The sequence below is a fragment of the Ruania alkalisoli genome (assembly GCF_014960965.1).
Taxonomy (GTDB): Bacteria; Actinomycetota; Actinomycetes; order Actinomycetales; family Beutenbergiaceae; genus Ruania; species Ruania alkalisoli.
The window spans coordinates 3,393,127-3,414,529 of the sequence record NZ_CP063169.1 but is presented as its reverse complement, the minus strand read 5'-3'; the positions used below and the strand labels follow the sequence as shown (position 1 = coordinate 3,414,529).

Here is a 21,403-nt window from a genome sequence, read left to right as displayed (position 1 = left end):
GACGGCCCACCCCCGGTCGGAGGCCGGGGCCCGGATTACCCGGGGTGATGGTGCGGAAGACCTCCGCGACTCACAGGAGTGAGAACGAATGGCACGACTCGTCGGTGTCGACCTCCCCCGCGACAAGCGGCTCGAGGTGGCACTCACCTATATCTTCGGTGTCGGACGCACCCGTGCGGCTGAGACCCTGAAGGCGACCGGGCTGAGCCCGGACCTGCGCGTCAAGGACCTGGGCGACAACGACGTCGTCGCCCTGCGTGACTACCTCGAGGCGACCTACCAGCTGGAGGGTGACCTGCGGCGTGAGATCGCTGCGGATATCCGTCGCAAGGTCGAGATCGGGTGCTACCAGGGCCTGCGTCACCGTCGCGGGTTGCCCGTGCACGGGCAGCGCACCAAAACCAACGCCCGTACCCGCAAGGGTCCCAAGCGGACCGTCGCCGGCAAGAAGAAGGCCGGTCGCTAGTAGTCCGACGACGGCCGGCCCGACACCGCCGGCCCGTCCGGACCGACGACCTCACCGAAGAAAGAGAACGCACAGATGCCTCCCAAGACTCGCCAGGCGACTGCCACGCGCAAGCCGCGCCGCAAGGAGAAGAAGAACGTCTCCCAGGGCAACGCCTACATCAAGTCCACCTTCAACAACACGATCGTCTCCATCACCGACCCGTCCGGTGCGGTGATCTCCTGGGCTTCCTCCGGCCAGGTCGGGTTCAAGGGTTCGCGCAAGTCGACCCCGTTCGCGGCCCAGCTCGCTGCGGAGGCCGCTGCTCGCAAGGCTCAGGAGCACGGGATGAAGAAGGTCGACGTGTTCGTCAAGGGCCCGGGTTCGGGCCGTGAGACAGCGATCCGCTCGCTGCAGGCGACTGGCCTTGAGGTCGGTTCGATCCAGGACGTGACGCCGCAGGCGCACAACGGCTGCCGCCCGCCGAAGCGTCGTCGCGTCTGATTCTCGTCCTGAGGGCTACGCGCCCAGGACCACCAGCACTGCAGGACCCCCTCGCCTGGACAGATGGGCAGGGGAGACGCATGGCGTCATATAGCGGACGCCTGCCGAAAGGACACTCACCGTGCTCATTGCACAGCGCCCCACCCTGACCGAGGACATCGTTGACGAGTATCGCTCGCGCTTCGTCATCGAGCCGCTCGAGCCTGGTTTCGGATACACGCTCGGTAACTCCTTGCGCCGGACCCTCCTCTCCTCCATCCCTGGTGCAGCGGTCACCAGCATCCGGATCGACGGCGTGCTCCACGAGTTCTCCACGATCCCTGGTGTGAAGGAGGATGTCACCGAGATCATCCTCAACATCAAGAACATCGTGGTCTCGTCGGAGAACGACGAGCCGGTGGTGATGTACCTACGCAAGCAGGGCCCAGGCACGGTCACTGCTGCCGACATCACCCCGCCGGCCGGAGTCGAGGTGCACAATCCGGAGCTGCACATCGCCACCATCAACGCCAAGGGCAAGGTGGAGATCGAGCTCACTGTCGAGCGTGGCCGCGGTTACGTCTCGGCCGCGCAGAACAAGCCGTTCGATGCCGAGATCGGCCGAGTCCCCGTGGACTCGATCTACTCGCCGGTGCTCAAGGTGACGTACAAGGTCGAGGCCACCCGTGTCGAGCAGCGTACGGACTTCGACCGACTGATCGTCGATGTCGAGACCAAGCGTTCCATGGCGCCGCGTGACGCACTCGCCTCGGCTGGAAAGACCTTGGTGGAGCTGTTCGGTCTCGCTCGTGAGCTGAACGTCGAGGCGGAAGGAATCGAGATCGGCCCGTCGCCGACCGACTCCGCGCTGGCCGAGGACCTCGCGCTGCCGATTGAGCAGCTGGACCTGACGATCCGTTCGTACAACTGCCTCAAGCGCGAAGGTATCCACACCGTCGGTGAGCTCGTTGCACGCAGTGAGGCGGATCTGCTCGACATCCGCAACTTCGGCGCCAAGTCGATCACCGAGGTGAAGGAGAAGCTGGTCGGACTCGGTCTGTCCCTGAAGGACAGCCCGGCCGACTTCGACCCGACGCTCGTGGCCAGCGCCTACGACGACGGCGACGACTTCGACGCCTACAACTGAGCAGCCGGCCCCATCAAGAAGAACTGAGGAAACATCATGCCCAAGCCCACGAAGGGTCCTCGCCTCGGTGGCGGACCGGCGCACGAGCGGCTCATCCTGGCGAACATGGCCCAGTCCCTGTTCGAGCACCAGAGCATCCGCACCACGGAAGCCCGTGCGAAGCGGCTGCGCCCCTTGGCAGAGCGGTTGATCACCAAGGCCAAGCGTGGCGACCTGCACGCGCGCCGTCAGGTGCATGCCGTCCTCTCTCGCAAGGACATCGTGCACGAGTTGTTCGCTGAGATCGCTCCGGCGATGGCCGAGCGGCAGGGTGGCTACACCCGGATCACGAAGGTGGCTCCGCGCAAGGGCGACAACGCGCCCATGGCGGTCATCGAGCTCGTGATGGAGCCGGTGAGCCCGAAGCAGGCCACGGTGAAGGAGGCCGAGGCTGCCGCCAAGCGCGCCGTCAAGGAGGAGGCAGCAGCCGAGGCGACGGACGCCGCCGTCGAGGAACCGGCCGCCGAGGTCGTAGCGGAGGAGCAGGCTCAGGCCGGCGACGAGGCTGAGACCACGGACGCCGTCGAGGAGACCGACGCCAACGAGGGTGCCGACGAGGCCGAGGCCAGCAAGTAGAACTTCCTCCTCGTGGGGAATCGAGGCGATGACGGCCGGACCGGCCGATGCCTCGGCGAAGGGCCCGCACCGGGATGACCTCCCGGGTGGCGGGCCCTTCGTTGCGCCCGGTGGACCGGTCGCGGACTAGGGTGCCATTCGTGAGTTCCACCACCGTGCTGCTCGTGCATGGCATCCGTACGTCGAGTTCGATGTGGACGCGGGTCCAGGCGGATCTGGATGCTGCCGGTATGCCGAGCATCGCTGTCGATCTCCCCGGCCATGGGAGGCGGATGGACGAGGAGTTCACCCTCGCGGCCGCTGATGAGACTCTCGAACGAGCTGCAGCCCAGGCGCCGGCGTCAGTCGTGGCGGTCGGCCTGTCCCTCGGTGGCTACCTCACCCTCAGGTGGGCCGCACGGACCGATGCGCGCGTCGCAGGCGTGCTGGCCGCGTCGTGTGCGGTGCGTCCGCGCGGTCTCCCGCTGGCTGCCTATGTGGCGATCGCCGGACTGATCCATCGACTTCCCGACCGCGGCAGGGGACTGCACGATCTCACGACCTATGCGATTCTGGGCGGTGTCGCTGCCCGTGAGGTCTCCGCGGGAGGCGTGGCTCTCGATGCGATGGTTCCGACTCTGCAAGCCATGGGTGAGGTCGACCCCATCGCCGACCTGGCCCGGCTCGAAGTTCCGGTCTGGCTGGTGAACGGGGCGTGGGACCACTTCCGGCTCGAAGAGTCCCGGTTCGCTCGCGCCGCGTACTGCTCACGGCGGATCCGGATACGCGGAGCCGGGCACGTCCTGACGGCAGATCGTCCGCACGAGTTGGCACGGCTGGTGCGGACGCTGGTGCGGAGCGTGGCATGACCGAGCAGGACGTCCTGGCCGAGTGGACGTGGCCGGGTGGGCTCAGGTGGTCAGGGACCAGACGCGGACCCCGCCGATGATTCCTGCGCTGTTGGGGACGATGACGACGTCGTCATCCAGTTTGTCGAGCACCCCGGGCACGAGCCGGCGTGAGTTTCCACCCCCGATGTAGAGCCGGTCCCACAGGTAGACCGGCCGCAGTGCATCGACGACCCGCCGGATCCGCCGCGACCACATCGCGTCGCCCAGCCGTAGGCGTTCGTGCTCGCCCACGTACTCGTCGTAGGTGAGCCCCCAGCGCACTGGCCCTTGGGACAGCTCCTGGTGCGGGGCAAGGACTCCGCCGTCGAAGAGGGCGTTCCCCAGGCCCGTGCCGAAGGTGAGCATCAGCTCCAGGCCGGCCCCGGCTATCACGCCGGCTCCGTGCACCTCCGCATCGTTGAGGACGATCGCCGGCATGTCCAGGCGTCGGGAGACGGCCGCTCGCATATCGAAACCCGACCACGCCTGCACCAGTTCAGGGACGGGACGCGTCCGCGGACCTGCTCGGGTGATGTAGTGCGGTGTCGATACCACGACGCCGTGTCGGACCATTCCGGGCATGCCCACAGTCACCCGGCCGGCCGGGGGCAGCTGGTCGGCCAGGTCGGCGATGACCTGGAGCAGGCGCTCCGGCGGAAGTGGGTACGGAGTGGAGGCCCGGACGGGCTGTGCGTGCATGGTGCCTGCAGCGTCGAGGACGGACGCCTTGATGCCGCCCCCGCCGCAGTCGACGGCAAGCGTGGCTGGAGAGTCGTGCACGGATCGCACTGTACGGCACCGACGCCGTGCGGCGAGTCGGCTGCGATCGGGGGAGACGGTGCGAACGCGCGTGCCCGACGGCGCGCCATCTGTGATGGACTGATCCTGTGTCGTCCTCCACCATCTCGCTCGACCAGTCGACAGAACTGCTCAGGGTGCGCCTGGATCTGGCCTACGACGGCACGACGTTCTCGGGCTGGGCTGCCCAGCCGAGGCTGCGCACGGTCGAGGGCGAGCTGACCTCGGCCCTCGTGCGCGTACTGCGACTGGATGAGGTACGGGTGACGGTGGCGGGCCGTACCGACGCCGGGGTACATGCGCGTGGGCAGGTCGTGCACCTCGACATTCCGGCACCGGCCTGGCGGGCGACCCCTGGTAGGAGCGACCGGACGCCGGGTCAAGCCCTCGTGCATCGACTCGCGGCCGTGCTGCCCGAGGACGTGCGCGTCCGGTCCGCTCAGGTGGCACCTCCCGGGTTCGATGCCAGGTTCTCGGCCGTGTGGCGACGCTACGCGTACCGCATTGCCGACCGCGACAGTCTGCATGATCCCCTCTCGCGTGCGTGGGTGACGTGGCACCGTCGCACCCTGGATGTGGGGGCGATGGATCTCGCCGCTCGTCTGCTCGTGGGCGAACACGACTTTGCCGCGTACTGCAAGCCACGACCCGGGGCGACCACGATCCGCACGCTGCAGGAGATCAGATGGGAGCGGGACGAAGCCGGGATCGCCGTGGCGCACGTGCGCGCGGATGCCTTCTGTCATTCGATGGTGCGCGCACTCGTGGGCGCCAGCATCGCCGTCGGTGAGGGACGCCGGCCCGTGGACTGGCCCGCTGAGGTGCTACGGGCGGGGAATCGCGATCCCGCCGTGGGTGTCGCGCCGGCGCGCGGGCTCGTGCTCGAAGAGGTCGGCTACCCGCCGCCATCGGAGCTGGCAGAACGAGCACGCACGGCCCGCGCCGTGCGGACCCTTACCAGGGAAGATGCCAGCGTAGCGGCACGTGACGAAGATCCCTCGTCGGCGCTTTGACCGTTCCCGGCGCCGCGCAGTACTCTTATGAGTCGTTGTGCGTCCATGCACGCTGGTCGGTGCCTCCCACTCACCGGTCCGGGACCTTCTGGACGCTCACCGCCGTAGAAGTGACCAGAGGGATCCGCTTCCACTGCGAGCGCACCGCGCCGCGGTGAGTGATCCCCGCAGACCAGCAGAGAAACGAAGGCTACGACCGTGCGTACGTACACCCCCAAGCCCGGCGACACCGAGCACTCCTGGTACGTCATTGACGCTACCGATGTGGTGCTCGGGCGACTGGCGAGCCACGCTGCCGCACTGTTGCGTGGCAAGCACAAGCCCACCTTCGCGCCGCATGTGGACGGCGGTGACTTCGTCATCGTCGTCAACGCCGACAAGGTCGCGCTCACCGGCGCGAAGCGGGACAAGAAGATCGCCTACCGCCACTCCGGATACCCGGGCGGTCTGAAGGCGACGAACTACGCCGAGCTCCTCGAGAAGAACCCTGAGCGGGCCGTGGAGAAGGCGATCCGGGGCATGATCCCCAAGACGCGACTGGGCCGGGCCCAGCTGCGCAAGCTCAAGGTCTACCGCGGAGCCGAGCACCCGCACGGTGCGCAGCAGCCGGAGACCTTTGAGATCACCCAGGTCGCGCAGTAACGCGACGCCCGCGAGACTGACGCACTGAACGAGGAGAACCCCGTGTCCCAGACCACCGCCGAGACCCAGGAGCTCGAGGGCGAGGCCCCGAGCTCATACACCTCTGAGAGCAGCGCCCCGACCACCGGAGGTGGAAGCTCGCTGACCGCACCGGGCCAAGCCCTCGGTCGCCGCAAGGAGGCTGTCGCCCGTGCACGCCTGGTGCCGGGCACCGGAACCTGGAAGGTCAACGGGCGTACGCTCGAGGACTACTTCCCGAACAAGTTGCACCAGCAGCTCGTGAACTCGCCGTTCACTCTGCTCGACCTTGAGGGCCGCTTCGACGTGGTCGCCCGGATCGACGGCGGTGGCCCGTCCGGTCAGGCGGGCGCATTGCGTCTGGCGATCGCCCGTGCGCTCAACGAGATCGATGGCGAGTCCAACCGTCCGGCGCTCAAGCGTGCAGGCTTCCTCACCCGGGACGCCCGCGTGACCGAGCGCAAGAAGGCTGGTCTGAAGAAGGCCCGTAAGGCGCCGCAGTACTCCAAGCGCTGACGCGCTGATGGCATGGGGCCCCGGCCGACCGTTCCTGGTCGTCCGGGGCCTTGTCGTGTATCACCCGGTCCGACCGGACCGGACTTCAGGGAAAGGACGAACGGATGGCTCGACTTTTCGGGACGGATGGTGTTCGAGGACTTGCCAACCGCGAGGTGACGGCGTCGCTTGCGTTGCAGCTGGGGACTGCAGCCGCGCACGTGGTCGCCGAACGAACGGAGGGGCATCGCCCGCGGGCGATCGTGGGACGCGATCCGCGGGTGTCGGGCCAGTTCCTCTCCGCCGCTGTGATCGCCGGTCTTGCCAGCGCCGGCGTCGACGTCGAGGATCTCGGTGTTCTGCCGACACCGGCGGTGGCCCACCTGACCAGCGCTGAGAAGGTCGACCTGGCTGTCATGATCTCGGCATCGCACAATGCGATGCCCGACAACGGCATCAAGTTCTTCGCGCGCGGTGGTCTCAAACTCGCAGACGACATCGAGGACGCGATCGAGGCGAGGCTTTCGGAGGCGTGGGACCTGCCGACCGGCGCAGACGTGGGACACGTGACCATGAACCGGGGCGCGGCGGGGGACGCCTATGTCGAGCATCTCCTCGGGAGTATCGACACAGATCTCACCGGGCTTCGAATCGCGGTGGACTGCGCTAACGGTGCGGCAAGTGAGGTGGGACCCGCGGCGCTGCGTGCGGCCGGCGCGGACGTGGTGGTCATCAACGCCTCTCCTGACGGGCGCAACATCAACGAGAAGTGTGGTTCGACTCACCCGGAACAGCTGCAGGCGGTGACTGTGGCGTCTGAGGCGGACTTCGGTGTCGCCTTCGACGGTGATGCCGACCGATGCCTGGCGGTGGATCACAACGGCGCCCTGATCGACGGCGATCAGATCATGGGAATCCTCGCCGTCGCCATGAACGAGTCGGGCCGGCTCACCGACAGCACGCTGGTCGTGACTGTGATGAGCAACCTGGGTCTCACCTTGGCGATGCGTGAGGCGGGGATCCGGATCGAGCAGACCGGAGTGGGGGATCGATACGTGCTCGAGAGAATGCGAGCCGGCGGCTATGACTTGGGTGGTGAGCAGTCTGGGCACATCATCCTTGCCAGGCATGCCACGACCGGAGACGGTGTTCTGACGTCTCTGCACCTCGCAGCGCGGGTGGCACAGACCAAGCGCACGCTCGCGGACCTGGCGGCGGTCATGACGCGGCTGCCGCAGGTACTTGAGAACGTACGCGGAGTGGACAAGAACCGGGTGGGTCAGGATCCGGTCCTGGCCGAGGCGATCGCGGAGACTGAGCGCAGGCTCGGCGATAGTGGGCGCGTGCTGTTGCGATCCTCGGGTACGGAGCCGCTGGTGCGGGTGATGGTGGAAGCGGCCACGCATGAGCAGGCCGAGCGTGAAGCCTCGCTCCTCAGCGAAGTTGTGCGCACGCAACTGAGCATGGGGTGACAGCAGGGACCGGCGGGTTGGGCCCGCTGGGATAACCCGAGATGGACCCGTACTGGAAACCCGGTGCCGCAGATGCCCGGTGCCGACGTATCTCACCTGCGTCGGCACCGGGCATCAGCACATGCGGAGGACGATCCGCAGTTCGCAGACTGTCGTGAGAGTGCACGCTCAAGAAGGAAGCGGTGCGTGTGTCGTGAACCACATGTTGCGCCGACTGCCCCGTGTAACGCTCCTTAGCGGCCGATCCTGAGGCCAATCACAGGGGCCGACAGTGTGAAGGAACGGCGGAATCCTGCGGTTCACGGCGTGTCGCAAGGCGACATGACCGGTCGCCGGTCACGGCAACGGATCCGTAGCCACTGGATTTGACCCGGCCGGGGAAGGTGCGTAATGTATCTACTCGTTGCCCCGGAGCAAGGGAGAAACGGACACCGACAAGGTGGCCGATCCCGCCGGAGCGGCCCTCGGATCGATCAGAGTCAGCCATGTGCCGATGAGATCGCCGGACGAGGAGGTGCGACGGAGAGTCGCAGCGCCTGGTACGGTTTACGAGGTCAGCGACAAGCCCCGATCGGGACGTGCATAGAGCACGGTCTGAAGGTGCGCGTTCGTTGTTTGAGAACTCAACAGTGTGTTTGTAGTGATTGATGCCAGTTTTTTATGGTTGGTGTGCGCTCTTTTTGGGTGTGCATCTGCTGGGATTGTTTGTTTCGTATGGTTTGTTGGCGCCTTGTGCTCTTTTGGGGTGTGGGGTGTTGATAGATTCTTTTACGGAGAGTTTGATCCTGGCTCAGGACGAACGCTGGCGGCGTGCTTAACACATGCAAGTCGAACGATGAAGCGGTGCTTGCACCGTGGATTAGTGGCGAACGGGTGAGTAACACGTGAGTAACCTGCCCCTTTCTCTGGGATAAGCGCTGGAAACGGCGTCTAATACTGGATATTCAGGCATGCTCGCATGGGTGTGTTTGGAAAGATTTTTTGGTGAGGGATGGGCTCGCGGCCTATCAGCTTGTTGGTGGGGTGATGGCCTACCAAGGCGGTGACGGGTAGCCGGCCTGAGAGGGTGACCGGCCACACTGGGACTGAGACACGGCCCAGACTCCTACGGGAGGCAGCAGTGGGGAATATTGCACAATGGGCGAAAGCCTGATGCAGCGACGCCGCGTGAGGGATGACGGCCTTCGGGTTGTAAACCTCTTTCAGTAGGGAAGAAGGCTTCGGCTGACGGTACCTGCAGAAGAAGCGCCGGCTAACTACGTGCCAGCAGCCGCGGTAATACGTAGGGCGCAAGCGTTGTCCGGAATTATTGGGCGTAAAGAGCTCGTAGGCGGTTTGTCGCGTCTGCTGTGAAAACGCGGGGCTCAACTCCGCGCCTGCAGTGGGTACGGGCAGACTAGAGTGTGGTAGGGGAGACTGGAATTCCTGGTGTAGCGGTGGAATGCGCAGATATCAGGAGGAACACCGATGGCGAAGGCAGGTCTCTGGGCCACTACTGACGCTGAGGAGCGAAAGCATGGGGAGCGAACAGGATTAGATACCCTGGTAGTCCATGCCGTAAACGTTGGGCACTAGGTGTGGGATCCATTCCACGGATTCTGTGCCGCAGCTAACGCATTAAGTGCCCCGCCTGGGGAGTACGGCCGCAAGGCTAAAACTCAAAGGAATTGACGGGGGCCCGCACAAGCGGCGGAGCATGCGGATTAATTCGATGCAACGCGAAGAACCTTACCAAGGCTTGACATACACCGGAAGCCTGCAGAGATGTGGGTCTCTTTGGACACTGGTGTACAGGTGGTGCATGGTTGTCGTCAGCTCGTGTCGTGAGATGTTGGGTTAAGTCCCGCAACGAGCGCAACCCTCGTCCTATGTTGCCAGCACGTAATGGTGGGGACTCATAGGAGACTGCCGGGGTCAACTCGGAGGAAGGTGGGGATGACGTCAAATCATCATGCCCCTTATGTCTTGGGCTTCACGCATGCTACAATGGCCGGTACAAAGGGCTGCGATACCGCGAGGTGGAGCGAATCCCAGAAAGCCGGTCTCAGTTCGGATTGGGGTCTGCAACTCGACCCCATGAAGTCGGAGTCGCTAGTAATCGCAGATCAGCAACGCTGCGGTGAATACGTTCTCGGGCCTTGTACACACCGCCCGTCACGTCATGAAAGTCGGTAACACCCGAAGCCGGTGGCCCAACCCTTGTGGGGGGAGCTGTCGAAGGTGGGATTGGCGATTGGGACGAAGTCGTAACAAGGTAGCCGTACCGGAAGGTGCGGCTGGATCACCTCCTTTCTAAGGAGTTTCACGTTGTGAAGCTCGCTGCTGCTGTTGTGGTGCCTGTTGTGGGTGTCATGTGGTGGTGGTGTGCCATGCCCTGGGCGAGTGTTCTGGGGGTGGTGCTTCTATTGGGTGGAACATTAATCACGGTCTCTGGTGCTTGCCTTCCTGTGTGGGGGTGGGTGTTGGGGCGGACACACTGTTGGGTGTCCCAGGCAATGAGCCCGCTTTGGTGGGGTTGTTGGTTGGTTGTACACCGTCTGGTCTGGTGCTGGCTGTTGCTGGTATGCGGGTTGGGTGAGTGTCGGTAGCTTGAGAACTGCACAGTGGACGCGAGCATCTTTGATTTTTGTGGCAAGTTTTTAAGAGCATTCGGTGGATGCCTTGGCACCAGGAGCCGAAGAAGGACGTAGTAGCTTGCGATAAGCCTCGGGGAGTTGGCAAACGAACTTTGATCCGAGGATTTCCGAATGGGGAAACCCAGCCGGGGTCATGCCCGGTTACCTGCACCTGAACACATAGGGTGTGTGGAGGGAACGTGGGGAAGTGAAACATCTCAGTACCCACAGGAAAAGATATTCCGAGAGTAGTGGCGAGCGAAATCGGATGAGGCCAAACCATGGGTGTGTGATAGCCGGCAGGCGTTGCACTTGTGGGGTTGTGGGACTCGTTGGCTGATCCTGCCGGGTTGGCGAAGAGTGATCAAGTCGCGTGATAGTCGAAGGGCATTGAAAGGCCCAGCATAGAGGGTGTTACTCCCGTAGACGAAATTGCGTGGCCTCTTGATGAGTATCCCAAGTAGCACGGGGCCCGAGAAATCCCGTGTGAATCTGCCAAGACCACTTGGTAAGCCTAAATACTACCTGGTGACCGATAGCGGACAAGTACCGTGAGGGAAAGGTGAAAAGTACCCCGGGAGGGGAGTGAAATAGTACCTGAAACCGAATGCTTACAATCCGTTGGAGCCTCCTTAGCAGGGGTGACAGCGTGCCTTTTGAAGAATGAGCCTGCGAGTTAGTGGTACGTGGCGAGGTTAACCCGTGTGGGGAAGCCGTAGCGAAAGCGAGTCCGAATAGGGCGACCGTAGTCGCGTGCTCTAGACCCGAAGCGAAGTGATCTATCCATGGCCAGGTTGAAGCGCGGGTAAGACCGCGTGGAGGACCGAACCCACCTAGGTTGAAAACTGGGGGGATGAGCTGTGGATAGGGGTGAAAGGCCAATCAAACTTCGTGATAGCTGGTTCTCCCCGAAATGCATTTAGGTGCAGCGTCACGTGTTTCTTACCGGAGGTAGAGCTACTGGATGGCTGATGGGCCTCACCAGGTTACTGACGTCAACCAAACTCCGAATGCCGGTAAGTGAGAGCGTGGCAGTGAGACTGCGGGGGATAAGCTTCGTAGTCGAGAGGGAAACAGCCCAGACCACCAGCTAAGGCCCCTAAGCGTATGCTAAGTGGGAAAGGATGTGGAGTTGCACAGACAACCAGGAGGTTGGCTTAGAAGCAGCCACCCTTGAAAGAGTGCGTAATAGCTCACTGGTCAAGTGATTCTGCGCCGACAATGTAGCGGGGCTCAAGCATACCGCCGAAGCTGTGGCATTCACGCATTTACTTGGCTTACCTCTTCGGGGGTGGGTCCAGGTGTGTGGATGGGTAGGGGAGCGTCGTGTGGGGAGTGAAGCGGCGGAGTGATCCAGCCGTGGACGCCACACGAGTGAGAATGCAGGCATGAGTAGCGAAAGACGGGTGAGAAACCCGTCCGCCGAATGACCAAGGGTTCCAGGGCCAGGTTAATCCGCCCTGGGTAAGTCGGGACCTAAGGCGAGGCCGACAGGCGTAGTCGATGGACAAGCAGTTGATATTCTGCTACCGGCGAAGAACCGCCCATACCGAATCCGGTGATGCTAAACGCCCAACGTCTGCTAGATCCCCTTCGGGGGACGTGCAGTCCGAGCGCGTGACCCGAACCGGTAGTAGGTAAGCGTAGTAACAGGGGTGACGCAGGAAGGTAGCCCAGCGTGTCTTATGGCTTGGCACGTCCAAGGCTGTAGGGCGAGGTATAGGTAAATCCGTGCCTCATGTGCCTGAGAGCTGATGGTGACAGCGTATGCTGGATGATTGGGTGATCCTATGCTGCCTAGAAAAACCTCGGCGCGAGGTTCTAGCCGCCCGTACCCTAAACCGACTCAGGTGGTCAGGTAGAGAATACTAAGGCGATCGAGTGAATCGTGGTTAAGGAACTCGGCAAAATGCCCCCGTAACTTCGGGAGAAGGGGGGCCGGACGCGTGACCTGCCCATTGCGGTGGTGAGCGTTGAAGGCCGCAGAGACCAGGGAGAAGCGACTGTTTATCAAAAACACAGGTCCGTGCGAAGTCGCAAGACGATGTATACGGACTGACGCCTGCCCAGTGCTGGAAGGTTAAGAGGACGGGTTAGTCACCTTTGGTGGCGAAGCTCAGAATTTAAGCCCCAGTAAACGGCGGTGGTAACTATAACCATCCTAAGGTAGCGAAATTCCTTGTCGGGTAAGTTCCGACCTGCACGAATGGCGTAACGACTTCTCCGCTGTCTCAACCGCGAACTCGGCGAAATTGCACTACGAGTAAAGATGCTCGTTACGCGCAGCAGGACGGAAAGACCCCGGGACCTTTACTATAGCTTGGTATTGGTGTTCGGTACGGCTTGTGTAGGATAGGTGGGAGACTGTGAAGCGCCCGCGCCAGCGGGTGTGGAGTCAACGTTGAAATACCACTCTGGTCGTTCTGGACATCTAACCTCGGTCCGTGATCCGGATCAGGGACAGTGCCTGGTGGGTAGTTTAACTGGGGCGGTTGCCTCCTAAAAAGTAACGGAGGCGCTCAAAGGTTCCCTCAGCCTGGTTGGCAATCAGGTGGCGAGTGTAAGTACACAAGGGAGCTTGACTGTGAGACGTACATGTCGAGCAGGGACGAAAGTCGGAACTAGTGACCCGACGGTGGCTCGTGGAAGCGCCGTCGCTCAACGGATAAAAGGTACCCCGGGGATAACAGGCTGATCCTGCCCAAGAGTCCATATCGACGGCATGGTTTGGCACCTCGATGTCGGCTCGTCGCATCCTGGGGCTGGAGTAGGTCCCAAGGGTTGGGCTGTTCGCCCATTAAAGCGGTACGCGAGCTGGGTTCAGAACGTCGTGAGACAGTTCGGTCCCTATCCGCTGCGCGCGTTGGAAATTTGAGAAGGGCTGTCCCTAGTACGAGAGGACCGGGACGGACTAACCTCTGGTGTGCCAGTTGTTCCGCCAGGAGCACGGCTGGTTAGCTACGTTGGGAAGGGATAACCGCTGAAAGCATCTAAGTGGGAAGCCTGCTTCAAGATGAGATTTCCATACACCCTCGAGGTGTGAGAGGCTCCCAGCTAGACCACTGGGTTGATAGGCCGGATGTGGAAGCACCGAAAGGTGTGAAGCTGACCGGTACTAATATGCCGATGACTTACCACAACACACAATCATTGCGTGTACGCGTCCACTGTGCGGTTCCCGAGAGACCGCCACCACCACCCACCCCGCCCAGGGTCTGTTCAACAAGCCCGGGGTAGGAACAGGGGCAGAGTGTGCAGTAGTCATCTCCATAGAGTTACGGCGGCCATAGCGAGGCGGGAAACGCCCGGTCCCATTCCGAACCCGGAAGCTAAGCCCCTCAGCGCCGATGGTACTGCGACCGCGAGGTCGTGGGAGAGTAGGACACCGCCGGACACCCATTCCAACAAGGGCCACCCCACCACGGGGTGGCCCTTGTTGCGTTAACCCCGGTAGTGCGTTCACCCGGTCGTGCGGATGACCTGCGCAAGCCCTGGGACACCAGCCCGACGGCGCCTGCGGTCGTGATGGCAGTGACCGGATTGGCTGTCCTCGAGTCTGGCTGCGCGCCATGGGAGCCCAGCGTGACCACGGTCTGCTACCGCAGGTGTACCTCTCGTGCGTGCCTGCCCACCCGGGGAGGGATGACGTAGTGACCTGCCGTCAGGGATGATTCAGGGAAGACCCCGATGACGTCAGGCATGGGCTTGCGTACGGTGGGACTTTCCGATCAGAACGCGAGGAGCGCAGGTGCTAGACGCCGTTGAGGGCCCCATCCTGGAGTTGGCGGCTTCGCCGTGGGTACTGCTGGTCCTTCTTGCCTGCTGCATCATCGATGGTTTCTTTCCACCGATCCCGAGCGAATCAGTCGTGATCGCGCTCACGAGCCTGTCGATCTCCCACGAGGCTCCGAGTCTCTGGTGGATCGGGATCGTCGCGGCAGCCGGTGCGTTCATCGGTGACAACATCGCCTATCTGATCGGCACGCGATTGCCGATCCACCGCTTCCGCATCTTCCGCAGCAGGCGGGGTGCGAAGACCCTCGCATGGGCAGAGAGTGCGTTGGCGCGGCGCGGGGCGGTGTTCATCCTCGCCGCCCGCTACATCCCGATCGGGCGCGTCGCGGTCAATATGACTGCTGGTGCGGTGGGGTACCCGTATCGACGCTTTGTGCCGATCGCCGCGGTAGCGGCGGTGATGTGGGCGGTGTACTCGATTGCGCTGGGAGCGGGCGCTGGAGCTGCGCTGCACGCCAATCCACTGCTCGGCGTGGTGGTGGGCGTCGTTCTCGGCGTAGCAATGGGATTCCTGGTGGATGGTGTGGTCCGGCTGATCCTGAGACGTCGTGGTGTCGATCCGGTCGCGGAGATCAGGCAGGCGGAGGTACGCAAGGAAGCAGCCGACACCGGGCCCATCGAGTCACGATCCTGAGAGTACCTCGAGGGCGATCCGCTCGAATCGGAATGGATCGCGCCCTGTCCACGCTGGTGTGTCCCAGACCCGCGCCGTCGGCTGTTCGGGCCCAAATGGCTGCCAGCCTGGGTGGCCTCCGTTGACGAATCGCGCGATCGCCGAATGCACCTCGCGCTGCAAGGTCTCGGGTGGACTCGCTCCCGCGATCCGCTGCACCCGCTCGGCGTTCAACCGACCCCACGCGAAGGGCAGATCGACGCAATGCACGGCCCGACCGGAGACGGGGGAGCGCCACCGGAAGTCCCACAACCATGTGTGACTCGCGGGTGATGCGGCGCGCGCGGTCGACACCTTGACCGCCGGGATGCGGAAGACGCGGTCTGTGACCGCCTGGCCGAGCAACTCGGCAGGGTTCCAGTCCGGGAACGCACGGGGGTAGGCACGTGCCAAGGCTGGAGGCACACCGAGGCCCATGAGCACCGCAGCGCCCACTCCTCGAGCGAGATAACGCTCGATCGGCGCCGTGACCCGATTGAACTCGTGGCTGGTGGCACCGAGCATCAAGGGGATACCGGGATTGCCCTGCAGCAGATCCTGTGAGTCCTCGGGAAGCAGGTCGCCGTCCAGTACCGGACCGAACGTCGTGACCGGTTCCTCCCCTGAAAGCATGCGGTACAGGTTCGCGAGGGCGGCGAACAGATCGGCCGATCCGGTGGCCCGCTCGGCAGCCACGACGTCCGTGCGAGGAACGCCGCGCCAGCCGTCCAGCGTGTGTTCCACCCCGCACGCTGAGGCAAGGTCTCGACCGACCCGCTGCGCCGTGGCGACGTCGATATCCGGAAGTGGAGCGGAGTGGGAGACGGCACGGTGGAACAAACCCGTGGCACGTGGCGCGGCGAGCAGGGCCAGCACGGCTCCTGCGCCGGCGCTCTGTCCGCCCAGGGTGACTCGGCCGGGGTCGCCGCCGAAGTCCCCGATGTTCTCCTGCACCCACTCCAGCGCAGCGATCATGTCCCGCAGCGCACGGTTCGACGGCGCGCCGGGCACGTCGCCATAACCTTCGAACCCGAGCCGGTAGGTGATCGTGACCACGACCACTCCGGAGGCGTTGAATGTGGCGCCGTCGAACCACGGGCCCCCGGGTGAGCCACCCACGTAGCTTCCGCCGTGCACCCAGACGTAGACCGGCAGCCGGGCCGCCGTGTCCGGGGTGAACACGTTGAGATTGAGCACCTCGCTCCCGCTGACCACAGGTTCGGGGATCGAGTACGCGTCCCCGACCGGCCCCAGCGACGGTGTCGGCCCGTTCTCCATCGCGTCTCGGACGCCGTCCCAGCCCGGGTGCGGCGCCGGCGCAGCGAACCGCAGCTCGCCCACGGGTGCCGCTGCGTACGGGATTCCGCGGAAGGCCAACGACCCGGGCCGCGCCACCCCGCGTACGGTGCCGGCCCGGGTGGCCACGAGCACGGTGTCCTGCGTTCCAGCAGCCACGGCTCAGATCTTCCGCAAGCCGAAGCGACTGAGCCGGTGGTCGGAATCCTTGGTCAGCACCAGCGTCGCCCGGCCACGCGTCGGCAGCACGTTCTCCACCAGGTTGGGTTCATTGATCGACTCCCAGATCTGCAGCGCCCGGGCGCGTGCCTGCGCATCGTCGAGGGCGGCGTACCGGTGGAAGTACGAGCGCTCGTCGGCGAATGCCGTCTGCCGCAGGTCGAGGAACCTGTCGACGTACCAGCGCCGGATATCTTCGGTCGCAGCGTCGATGTAGATCGAGAAGTCGAAGAAGTCGCTGACAGCGAGCGACGCCTCTCCCTGCGCTGTCACGCGCGCCGGCGCCAGCACGTTCAGGCCTTCCACGATGAGCACCTCGGGAGCCCGCACCTCGACCGTCCGGTCCGGCACGATGTCGTAGGTGAGGTGGGAGTACACCGGTGCGCTCACGCGATCGGCTCCGGCCTTGACCTGAGTGAGGAAGTCGAGCAGGGCCCGCCGGTCGTAGGACTCGGGGAAACCCTTGCGGTCCATCAGCCCTCGGCGCTGAAGCTCGGCATTGGGGTGCAGGAATCCATCCGTGGTGACCAGTTCCACCCGCGGTGTCTCCGGCCACCGTCGCAGCAGTTCGCGTAGCACCCGTGCCGCAGTCGATTTCCCCACCGCGACCGAGCCGGCTATTCCGATCACGAACGGTGTGCGGTGCGTGCGTTCACCAAGAAAGGTCGATGTCGTGGCCCGTAGCCGCTGCGAAGCGGCCACGTACAGTGTCAGCAGCCGCGAGAGTGGCCGGTAGGCAGTGTCCACCTCGGCCAGGTCGATCGGATCGCCCAGACCGCGCAGGTGCTCAACGTCATCGGCGGTCAGCGGGAGCGGTGTGGAGGCGGACAGACGGCTCCAGGCCGTCCGGTCGAACTCCACGTACGGACTCACCGGAGTGTCGGCACGAGTGAGGTCGGAAGCAGTCACGCGCCTACTCTTCCACTCTTGCGCCTCGCGCGCGTACACGCGGTTACGCTGTGCGCATGTGCGGAATCGTCGGATACGTCGGCCCCGCGGCTGCCAGCAGCCGCCCGCTCGACGTGGTCATGGAGGGGCTCGGCCGGCTCGAGTACCGAGGGTACGACTCGGCTGGGATTGCGATCGCTACGCCCGACGGCCTGGTATCGGCCAAGAAAGCGGGCAAGCTGACCAATCTCACCCGGGAGCTCGACGAGCGCCCGCTCGCCGAGGGGACGGCCGCGATCGGTCATACCCGGTGGGCCACCCACGGTGCACCTACGGACGTCAACGCTCACCCGCACCTCAGCGGCGACGGTCGCCTCGCCGTCATCCATAACGGGATCATCGAGAACTTCCACGCCCTGAAGAGCGCGCTGGTCGCCGACGGGACGCAGTTCCACTCCGAGACCGACACCGAGGTGGTCGCCCACCTGCTCGCGGGCGCTTACGACGAGACCGGTGACCTGACGGAGGCGATGCGCCAGGTCGTGCGTCGCCTCGAGGGCGCCTTCACCCTGCTCGCCGTGCATGCTGACCAGCCCGATACCGTCGTGGGTGCCCGGCGCAATTCGCCGCTGGTGATCGGCCTGGGCGAAGGCGAGAACTTCCTCGGCAGCGACGTCTCCGCATTCATCGCCTTCACCCGCGAGGCCATGGAGATGGGGCAGGACCAGGTCGTCACCATCACCGGCGCAGACGTCGTGGTGACCGACGCCGCCGGCACCGTCGTTCAGCCGCGCCGGTTCACCGTCGACTGGTCCGCCGACGCCGCTGTCAAGGGTGGCTTCGAGACCTTCATGAACAAGGAGATTCACGACCAACCGCAGGCCGTGGCCGACACTCTCTTGGGAAGGGTCGGAGAGAAGGGCGAGCTGATCCTGGACGAGATGCGCATCTCCGAGACTGTGATGCGCTCGGTCGACAAGATCGTGGTCATCGCCTGCGGGACTGCCGCCTACGCCGGGCATGTCGCCAAGTACGCCATCGAGCACTGGTGCCGTATCCCGGTGGAGGTTGAGCTGGCGCACGAGTTTCGCTACCGCGACCCGGTGGTCAGCGAGAAGACGCTCGTCGTCGCGATCTCCCAGTCCGGGGAGACGATGGACACCATCATGGCCGTCCGGCACGCACGCGAGCAGGGGGCCAAGGTGCTGGCCATCGTCAACACCCACGGCTCCACCATCGCGCGCGAGTCGGACGCCGTGCTCTACACCCATGCGGGCCCTGAGGTAGCTGTCGCCTCCACGAAGGCGTTCCTCGCCCAGATCACTGCCTGCTACCTCCTCGGCCTCTACCTCGCTCAGCTGCGCGGTAACAAGTTCCCCGACGAGATCGCCGAGGACCTCGAGGAACTGCGGCTGATGCCCGAACGCATCCAGCAGGTGGTCGACACCGAGGGCCACGTGCAGGCCGTCGCTCGCGAGCTCGCCGAGGAGCGCACCGTGCTGTTCCTGGGCCGGCACGTGGGATTCCCGGTCGCCCTGGAAGGGGCGCTCAAGCTCAAGGAACTCGCCTACATTCACGCCGAGGGGTTTGCCGCCGGTGAGCTCAAGCACGGTCCGATCGCACTGGTCGAGCCCGGGCAGCCGGTCTTCGTCATCGCCCCGTCCCCGCGCGGGCGCGATGCCCTTCACGCCAAGGTGATCTCGAACATCCAGGAGATCCGTGCCCGTGGCGCCCGCACCCTGGTGATCGCCGAGGAAGGTGACGACGCCGTTGAACCGTTCGCGGACGTCGTCTTCCGGGTCCCTCAGACCCCGACCCTCCTGGCGCCGTTGGTGACCGTGGTTCCGCTGCAGATCTTCGCCGCTGCCCTGGCCACGGCGAAGGGGCTCGATGTCGACCAGCCACGCAACCTCGCCAAGTCGGTCACCGTCGAGTAAGTGGACAGTCGGATAGGCGCGTGATCTCATGATCGTGGGTGTCGGGATAGACGTGGTGGACGTCGAACGTTTCCTCGCCACGCTCGACCGTGCCCCCGGGCTGAAGGAGAGGCTGTTCACCCCGGCCGAGCGTGAGCTCCCGCCCTCCTCGCTTGCCGCCCGGTTCGCGGCCAAGGAGGCGATCGCGAAAGCGCTCGGCGCCCCAGGCGGGATGAGCTGGCAAGACGCCACCGTGCACCGCGTGGTCGGTGGCGCGCCCGTGGTCGACCTCAGCGGCACCGTGCTCGCGGCCGCTGAGGCACGCGGGGTGAGTTCCTGGCACCTGTCGATCTCCCACGACGCCGGTATCGCCTCGGCGGTCGCAGTTGCGGAGGGCCGATGATCCGCGGCTACGGCAGGCAGGCGGTCCAGGCGGCTGAGGGACCGGCACTCAGCGCCGGCCGGCCGTTGATGCGCTGGGCCGCCGGCGGTGTCGCCGCGGCCGTCCGAGGGGAGCTGGATGGCCTCGGAGTCCCGCGGAGCAAGGCGCGTGTGCTGGTGCTCGTGGGAGGGGGGAACAACGGCGGTGACGGCCTCTTCGCGGCTGGACTCCTCGCCGAGCGCGGTGTGGTCGTCTCGGCGCTGCTCGTGCGCGAGCAGGTCCATGCGGATGGGCTCGCCTTCGCTCGGCGCCACGGCGTGCGCATTCTGGTCCACGCCCCCGACGGCGCACCTGCCCTTCGCGAGGAGGATTCTGCAGGCGAGGCTCACTCTCCGATTCCCGACGGCGTCGCGTGGGTTCGCGAGGCAAGTCTCGCTCAGGTGTGGGTGGATGCGATGGCGGGAATCGGAGTCCGGGGTGGACTCCGCGGGGCGAGCGCCGCCGTCGTGGGAGTGCTGGACCGGCTGCGACAGGGGCAGGTTCGCCCGGCTCGGCGGGTCATCGCCGTCGACACCCCGAGCGGGCTCAGCGCCGACGGGGGCGTCGTGTCCGGACCGGTGCTACGCGCCGACCGGACCGTGACCATGGGGGCGATGAAGGCGGGCCTGCTGCTGCCGCCGGCGGCGGGTCTGGCCGGTCGGGTTGAGGTGCTCGAGCTCGGCCTCGAGCCAGAGTTCGCCGCACAGGCGGCGCTTGTCGAACGGCTGGAGGCGGCGGATGTGGCGCGGCTGTGGCCAGTCCCGGGACCAGGGGACCACAAGTACACCCGCGGCGTGCTCGGCGTGGTCGCCGGCTCGGGGACCTATCCGGGTGCGGCCGTGCTGACCGTTGGGGCCGCCCTGCGCACGGGCTGCGGCATGGTCCGCTACCTCTCGAAGGACGGGGCGGTGGCCGATCGAGTGCTCGACCATTACCCCGAGACCGTGACCACCCCAGGCCGGGTCCAAGCACTGGTCCTGGGACCAGGTCTGTCGGATGAGCGTGACCAGGATCGTGTCCGGGAGCGCCTGGCCGAGGTGGACGAGCTGGCCGATGCGGCAGGTACGCCGCCGCCGGCGCTCGTCTATGACGCCGGTGCGTTGTCCGTGCTCCCACAGGACCCGCAGGTCAATCGGAGACGACGCGCGGTTCTCACCCCGCACGCGGGTGAGCTGGCCGAGCTGCTCAGCGCTCGCGGAACACCGGTCGACCGGGCCCGAGTGGAGGCCGACCCGGCTCGCTGGGTGCGGATCGCCGTCGAGGTCACGGGGGCGACGGTGCTGCTCAAGGGGGCGGTGACGTTGATCGCCGGACCTTCGCAGGCATTCGACGGCGGGAAGGGGATTCGAACGGGCGAGGTCGGGCTCCTCAGCCAGGCGGACGGGTCGCCCTGGCTGGCAACGGCAGGCTCCGGAGACGTGCTCGCCGGGATTCTCGGGGCACTGCTGGCCACCAGCGAGGCACCGGTGCCGCTCCTGGCTGCGATGGCGGCGCTCGTGCACGGTCGCGCCGCGCACTGGGCGAATCCGGGTGGCCCGGTCACGCCGTCCGACTTTGTCCGTGCCCTCCCGGGGACCCTCGCGCAGGTTCTCACGCTCCGATAA

Annotated in this window: 16 protein-coding genes and 3 rRNA genes; 16 read left to right on the top strand and 3 right to left on the bottom strand. The window is 65.0% G+C overall.

Translation table 11 applies throughout. The annotated features are described in order from the left end of the window. The first annotated feature begins 88 nt into the window (after window positions 1-88). From rpsM to IM660_RS15100, 5 genes are all read left to right on the top strand, one after another. Window positions 89-466 (top strand): 30S ribosomal protein S13, encoded by a 378-nt coding sequence (rpsM, locus tag IM660_RS15120; protein WP_159622947.1) that lies wholly within the window; start codon window positions 89-91, stop codon window positions 464-466. 75 nt (window positions 467-541) lie between these two features. Further along, window positions 542-949 carry a 30S ribosomal protein S11 gene (gene rpsK / locus IM660_RS15115; protein ID WP_159622950.1) on the top strand — a complete coding sequence of 136 codons (408 nt, stop codon included), beginning with the start codon at window positions 542-544 and terminating at the stop codon, window positions 947-949. Between the two features lie 121 nt (window positions 950-1,070). Beyond that, complete coding sequence (locus IM660_RS15110) at window positions 1,071-2,075, top strand: DNA-directed RNA polymerase subunit alpha (RefSeq protein WP_193496664.1); 1,005 nt, start codon at window positions 1,071-1,073, stop codon at window positions 2,073-2,075. 36 nt (window positions 2,076-2,111) lie between these two features. Further along, the gene (gene rplQ / locus IM660_RS15105) at window positions 2,112-2,690 is read left to right on the top strand and encodes a 50S ribosomal protein L17 (RefSeq protein ID WP_193496663.1); all 579 of its coding nucleotides are present in this window, start codon (window positions 2,112-2,114) and stop codon (window positions 2,688-2,690) included. 140 nt (window positions 2,691-2,830) lie between these two features. Beyond that, window positions 2,831-3,538: an alpha/beta fold hydrolase gene (locus tag IM660_RS15100; RefSeq protein ID WP_193496662.1), complete on the top strand. Its 708-nt coding sequence runs from the start codon at window positions 2,831-2,833 to the stop codon at window positions 3,536-3,538. A 42-nt stretch (window positions 3,539-3,580) separates the two neighbouring features. Here the strand turns inward: IM660_RS15100 and IM660_RS15095 are convergent, their stop codons facing one another. Further along, on the bottom strand, window positions 3,581-4,339 hold the full coding sequence (locus tag IM660_RS15095; RefSeq protein ID WP_193496661.1) for an ROK family protein: 759 nt from the start codon (window positions 4,337-4,339) through the stop codon (window positions 3,581-3,583). A 107-nt stretch (window positions 4,340-4,446) separates the two neighbouring features. Between IM660_RS15095 and truA the strand changes: the two genes are divergently transcribed. The 8 genes from truA (at window position 4,447) to IM660_RS15055 (ending at window position 15,041) form a co-directional block, all read left to right on the top strand. Further along, window positions 4,447-5,370: a tRNA pseudouridine(38-40) synthase TruA gene (truA, locus tag IM660_RS15090; RefSeq protein ID WP_246464977.1), complete on the top strand. Its 924-nt coding sequence runs from the start codon at window positions 4,447-4,449 to the stop codon at window positions 5,368-5,370. A 198-nt stretch (window positions 5,371-5,568) separates the two neighbouring features. After that, complete coding sequence (gene rplM / locus IM660_RS15085) at window positions 5,569-6,012, top strand: 50S ribosomal protein L13 (RefSeq protein WP_193496660.1); 444 nt, start codon at window positions 5,569-5,571, stop codon at window positions 6,010-6,012. Between the two features lie 42 nt (window positions 6,013-6,054). Then, on the top strand, window positions 6,055-6,546 hold the full coding sequence (gene rpsI, locus IM660_RS15080) for a 30S ribosomal protein S9 (protein WP_193496659.1): 492 nt from the start codon (window positions 6,055-6,057) through the stop codon (window positions 6,544-6,546). Between the two features lie 104 nt (window positions 6,547-6,650). Next, window positions 6,651-7,997: a phosphoglucosamine mutase gene (glmM, locus tag IM660_RS15075; protein ID WP_193496658.1), complete on the top strand. Its 1,347-nt coding sequence runs from the start codon at window positions 6,651-6,653 to the stop codon at window positions 7,995-7,997. Between the two features lie 767 nt (window positions 7,998-8,764). Beyond that, window positions 8,765-10,289, top strand: a 16S ribosomal RNA gene (locus IM660_RS15070). A 337-nt stretch (window positions 10,290-10,626) separates the two neighbouring features. After that, window positions 10,627-13,751: ribosomal RNA gene (locus IM660_RS15065) — 23S ribosomal RNA — on the top strand. Between the two features lie 137 nt (window positions 13,752-13,888). After that, a 5S ribosomal RNA gene (gene rrf / locus IM660_RS15060) occupies window positions 13,889-14,006 on the top strand. The 16S, 23S and 5S rRNA genes sit together here, the layout of an rRNA operon. 354 nt (window positions 14,007-14,360) lie before the next feature. Continuing rightward, window positions 14,361-15,041: a DedA family protein gene (locus tag IM660_RS15055; RefSeq protein WP_246464976.1), complete on the top strand. Its 681-nt coding sequence runs from the start codon at window positions 14,361-14,363 to the stop codon at window positions 15,039-15,041. Here the strand turns inward: IM660_RS15055 and IM660_RS15050 are convergent. Together IM660_RS15050 and coaA are read right to left on the bottom strand one after the other, a co-directional pair. Continuing rightward, on the bottom strand, window positions 15,030-16,514 hold the full coding sequence (locus IM660_RS15050) for a carboxylesterase/lipase family protein (RefSeq protein ID WP_193496657.1): 1,485 nt from the start codon (window positions 16,512-16,514) through the stop codon (window positions 15,030-15,032). The genes IM660_RS15055 and IM660_RS15050 overlap by 12 nt on opposite strands. Window positions 16,515-16,517: 3 nt before the next feature. After that, the gene (gene coaA / locus IM660_RS15045) at window positions 16,518-17,483 is read right to left on the bottom strand and encodes a type I pantothenate kinase (RefSeq protein ID WP_193496656.1); all 966 of its coding nucleotides are present in this window, start codon (window positions 17,481-17,483) and stop codon (window positions 16,518-16,520) included. A gap of 56 nt (window positions 17,484-17,539) precedes the next feature. On the opposite strand from coaA, the gene glmS reads away from it, so the two are divergent. Genes glmS through IM660_RS15030 form a run of 3 tightly spaced genes read left to right on the top strand, consistent with a single transcriptional unit; the run spans window position 17,540 to window position 21,403 of the window. Continuing rightward, window positions 17,540-19,399, top strand: coding sequence for a glutamine--fructose-6-phosphate transaminase (isomerizing) (gene glmS, locus IM660_RS15040; RefSeq protein WP_193496655.1), 1,860 nt, complete (start codon window positions 17,540-17,542; stop codon window positions 19,397-19,399). A gap of 28 nt (window positions 19,400-19,427) precedes the next feature. Continuing rightward, window positions 19,428-19,781 (top strand): holo-ACP synthase, encoded by a 354-nt coding sequence (locus IM660_RS15035; RefSeq protein ID WP_193496654.1) that lies wholly within the window; start codon window positions 19,428-19,430, stop codon window positions 19,779-19,781. Next, on the top strand, window positions 19,778-21,403 hold the full coding sequence (locus IM660_RS15030) for a bifunctional ADP-dependent NAD(P)H-hydrate dehydratase/NAD(P)H-hydrate epimerase (protein ID WP_193496653.1): 1,626 nt from the start codon (window positions 19,778-19,780) through the stop codon (window positions 21,401-21,403). The genes IM660_RS15035 and IM660_RS15030 overlap by 4 nt, the downstream gene beginning before the upstream one ends.

Excerpts from the sequence above, each read along its gene's own strand:
- glmM (WP_193496658.1), top strand. The coding sequence starts at position 6,651 with ATGGCTCGACTTTTCGGGACGGATGGTGTTCGAGGACTTGCCAACCGC.
- rpsM (WP_159622947.1), top strand. The coding sequence starts at position 89 with ATGGCACGACTCGTCGGTGTCGACCTCCCCCGCGACAAGCGGCTCGAG.
- IM660_RS15035 (WP_193496654.1), top strand. The coding sequence starts at position 19,428 with ATGATCGTGGGTGTCGGGATAGACGTGGTGGACGTCGAACGTTTCCTC.
- IM660_RS15030 (WP_193496653.1), top strand. The coding sequence starts at position 19,778 with ATGATCCGCGGCTACGGCAGGCAGGCGGTCCAGGCGGCTGAGGGACCG.
- rpsK (WP_159622950.1), top strand. The coding sequence starts at position 542 with ATGCCTCCCAAGACTCGCCAGGCGACTGCCACGCGCAAGCCGCGCCGC.
- glmS (WP_193496655.1), top strand. The coding sequence starts at position 17,540 with ATGTGCGGAATCGTCGGATACGTCGGCCCCGCGGCTGCCAGCAGCCGC.
- rplQ (WP_193496663.1), top strand. The coding sequence starts at position 2,112 with ATGCCCAAGCCCACGAAGGGTCCTCGCCTCGGTGGCGGACCGGCGCAC.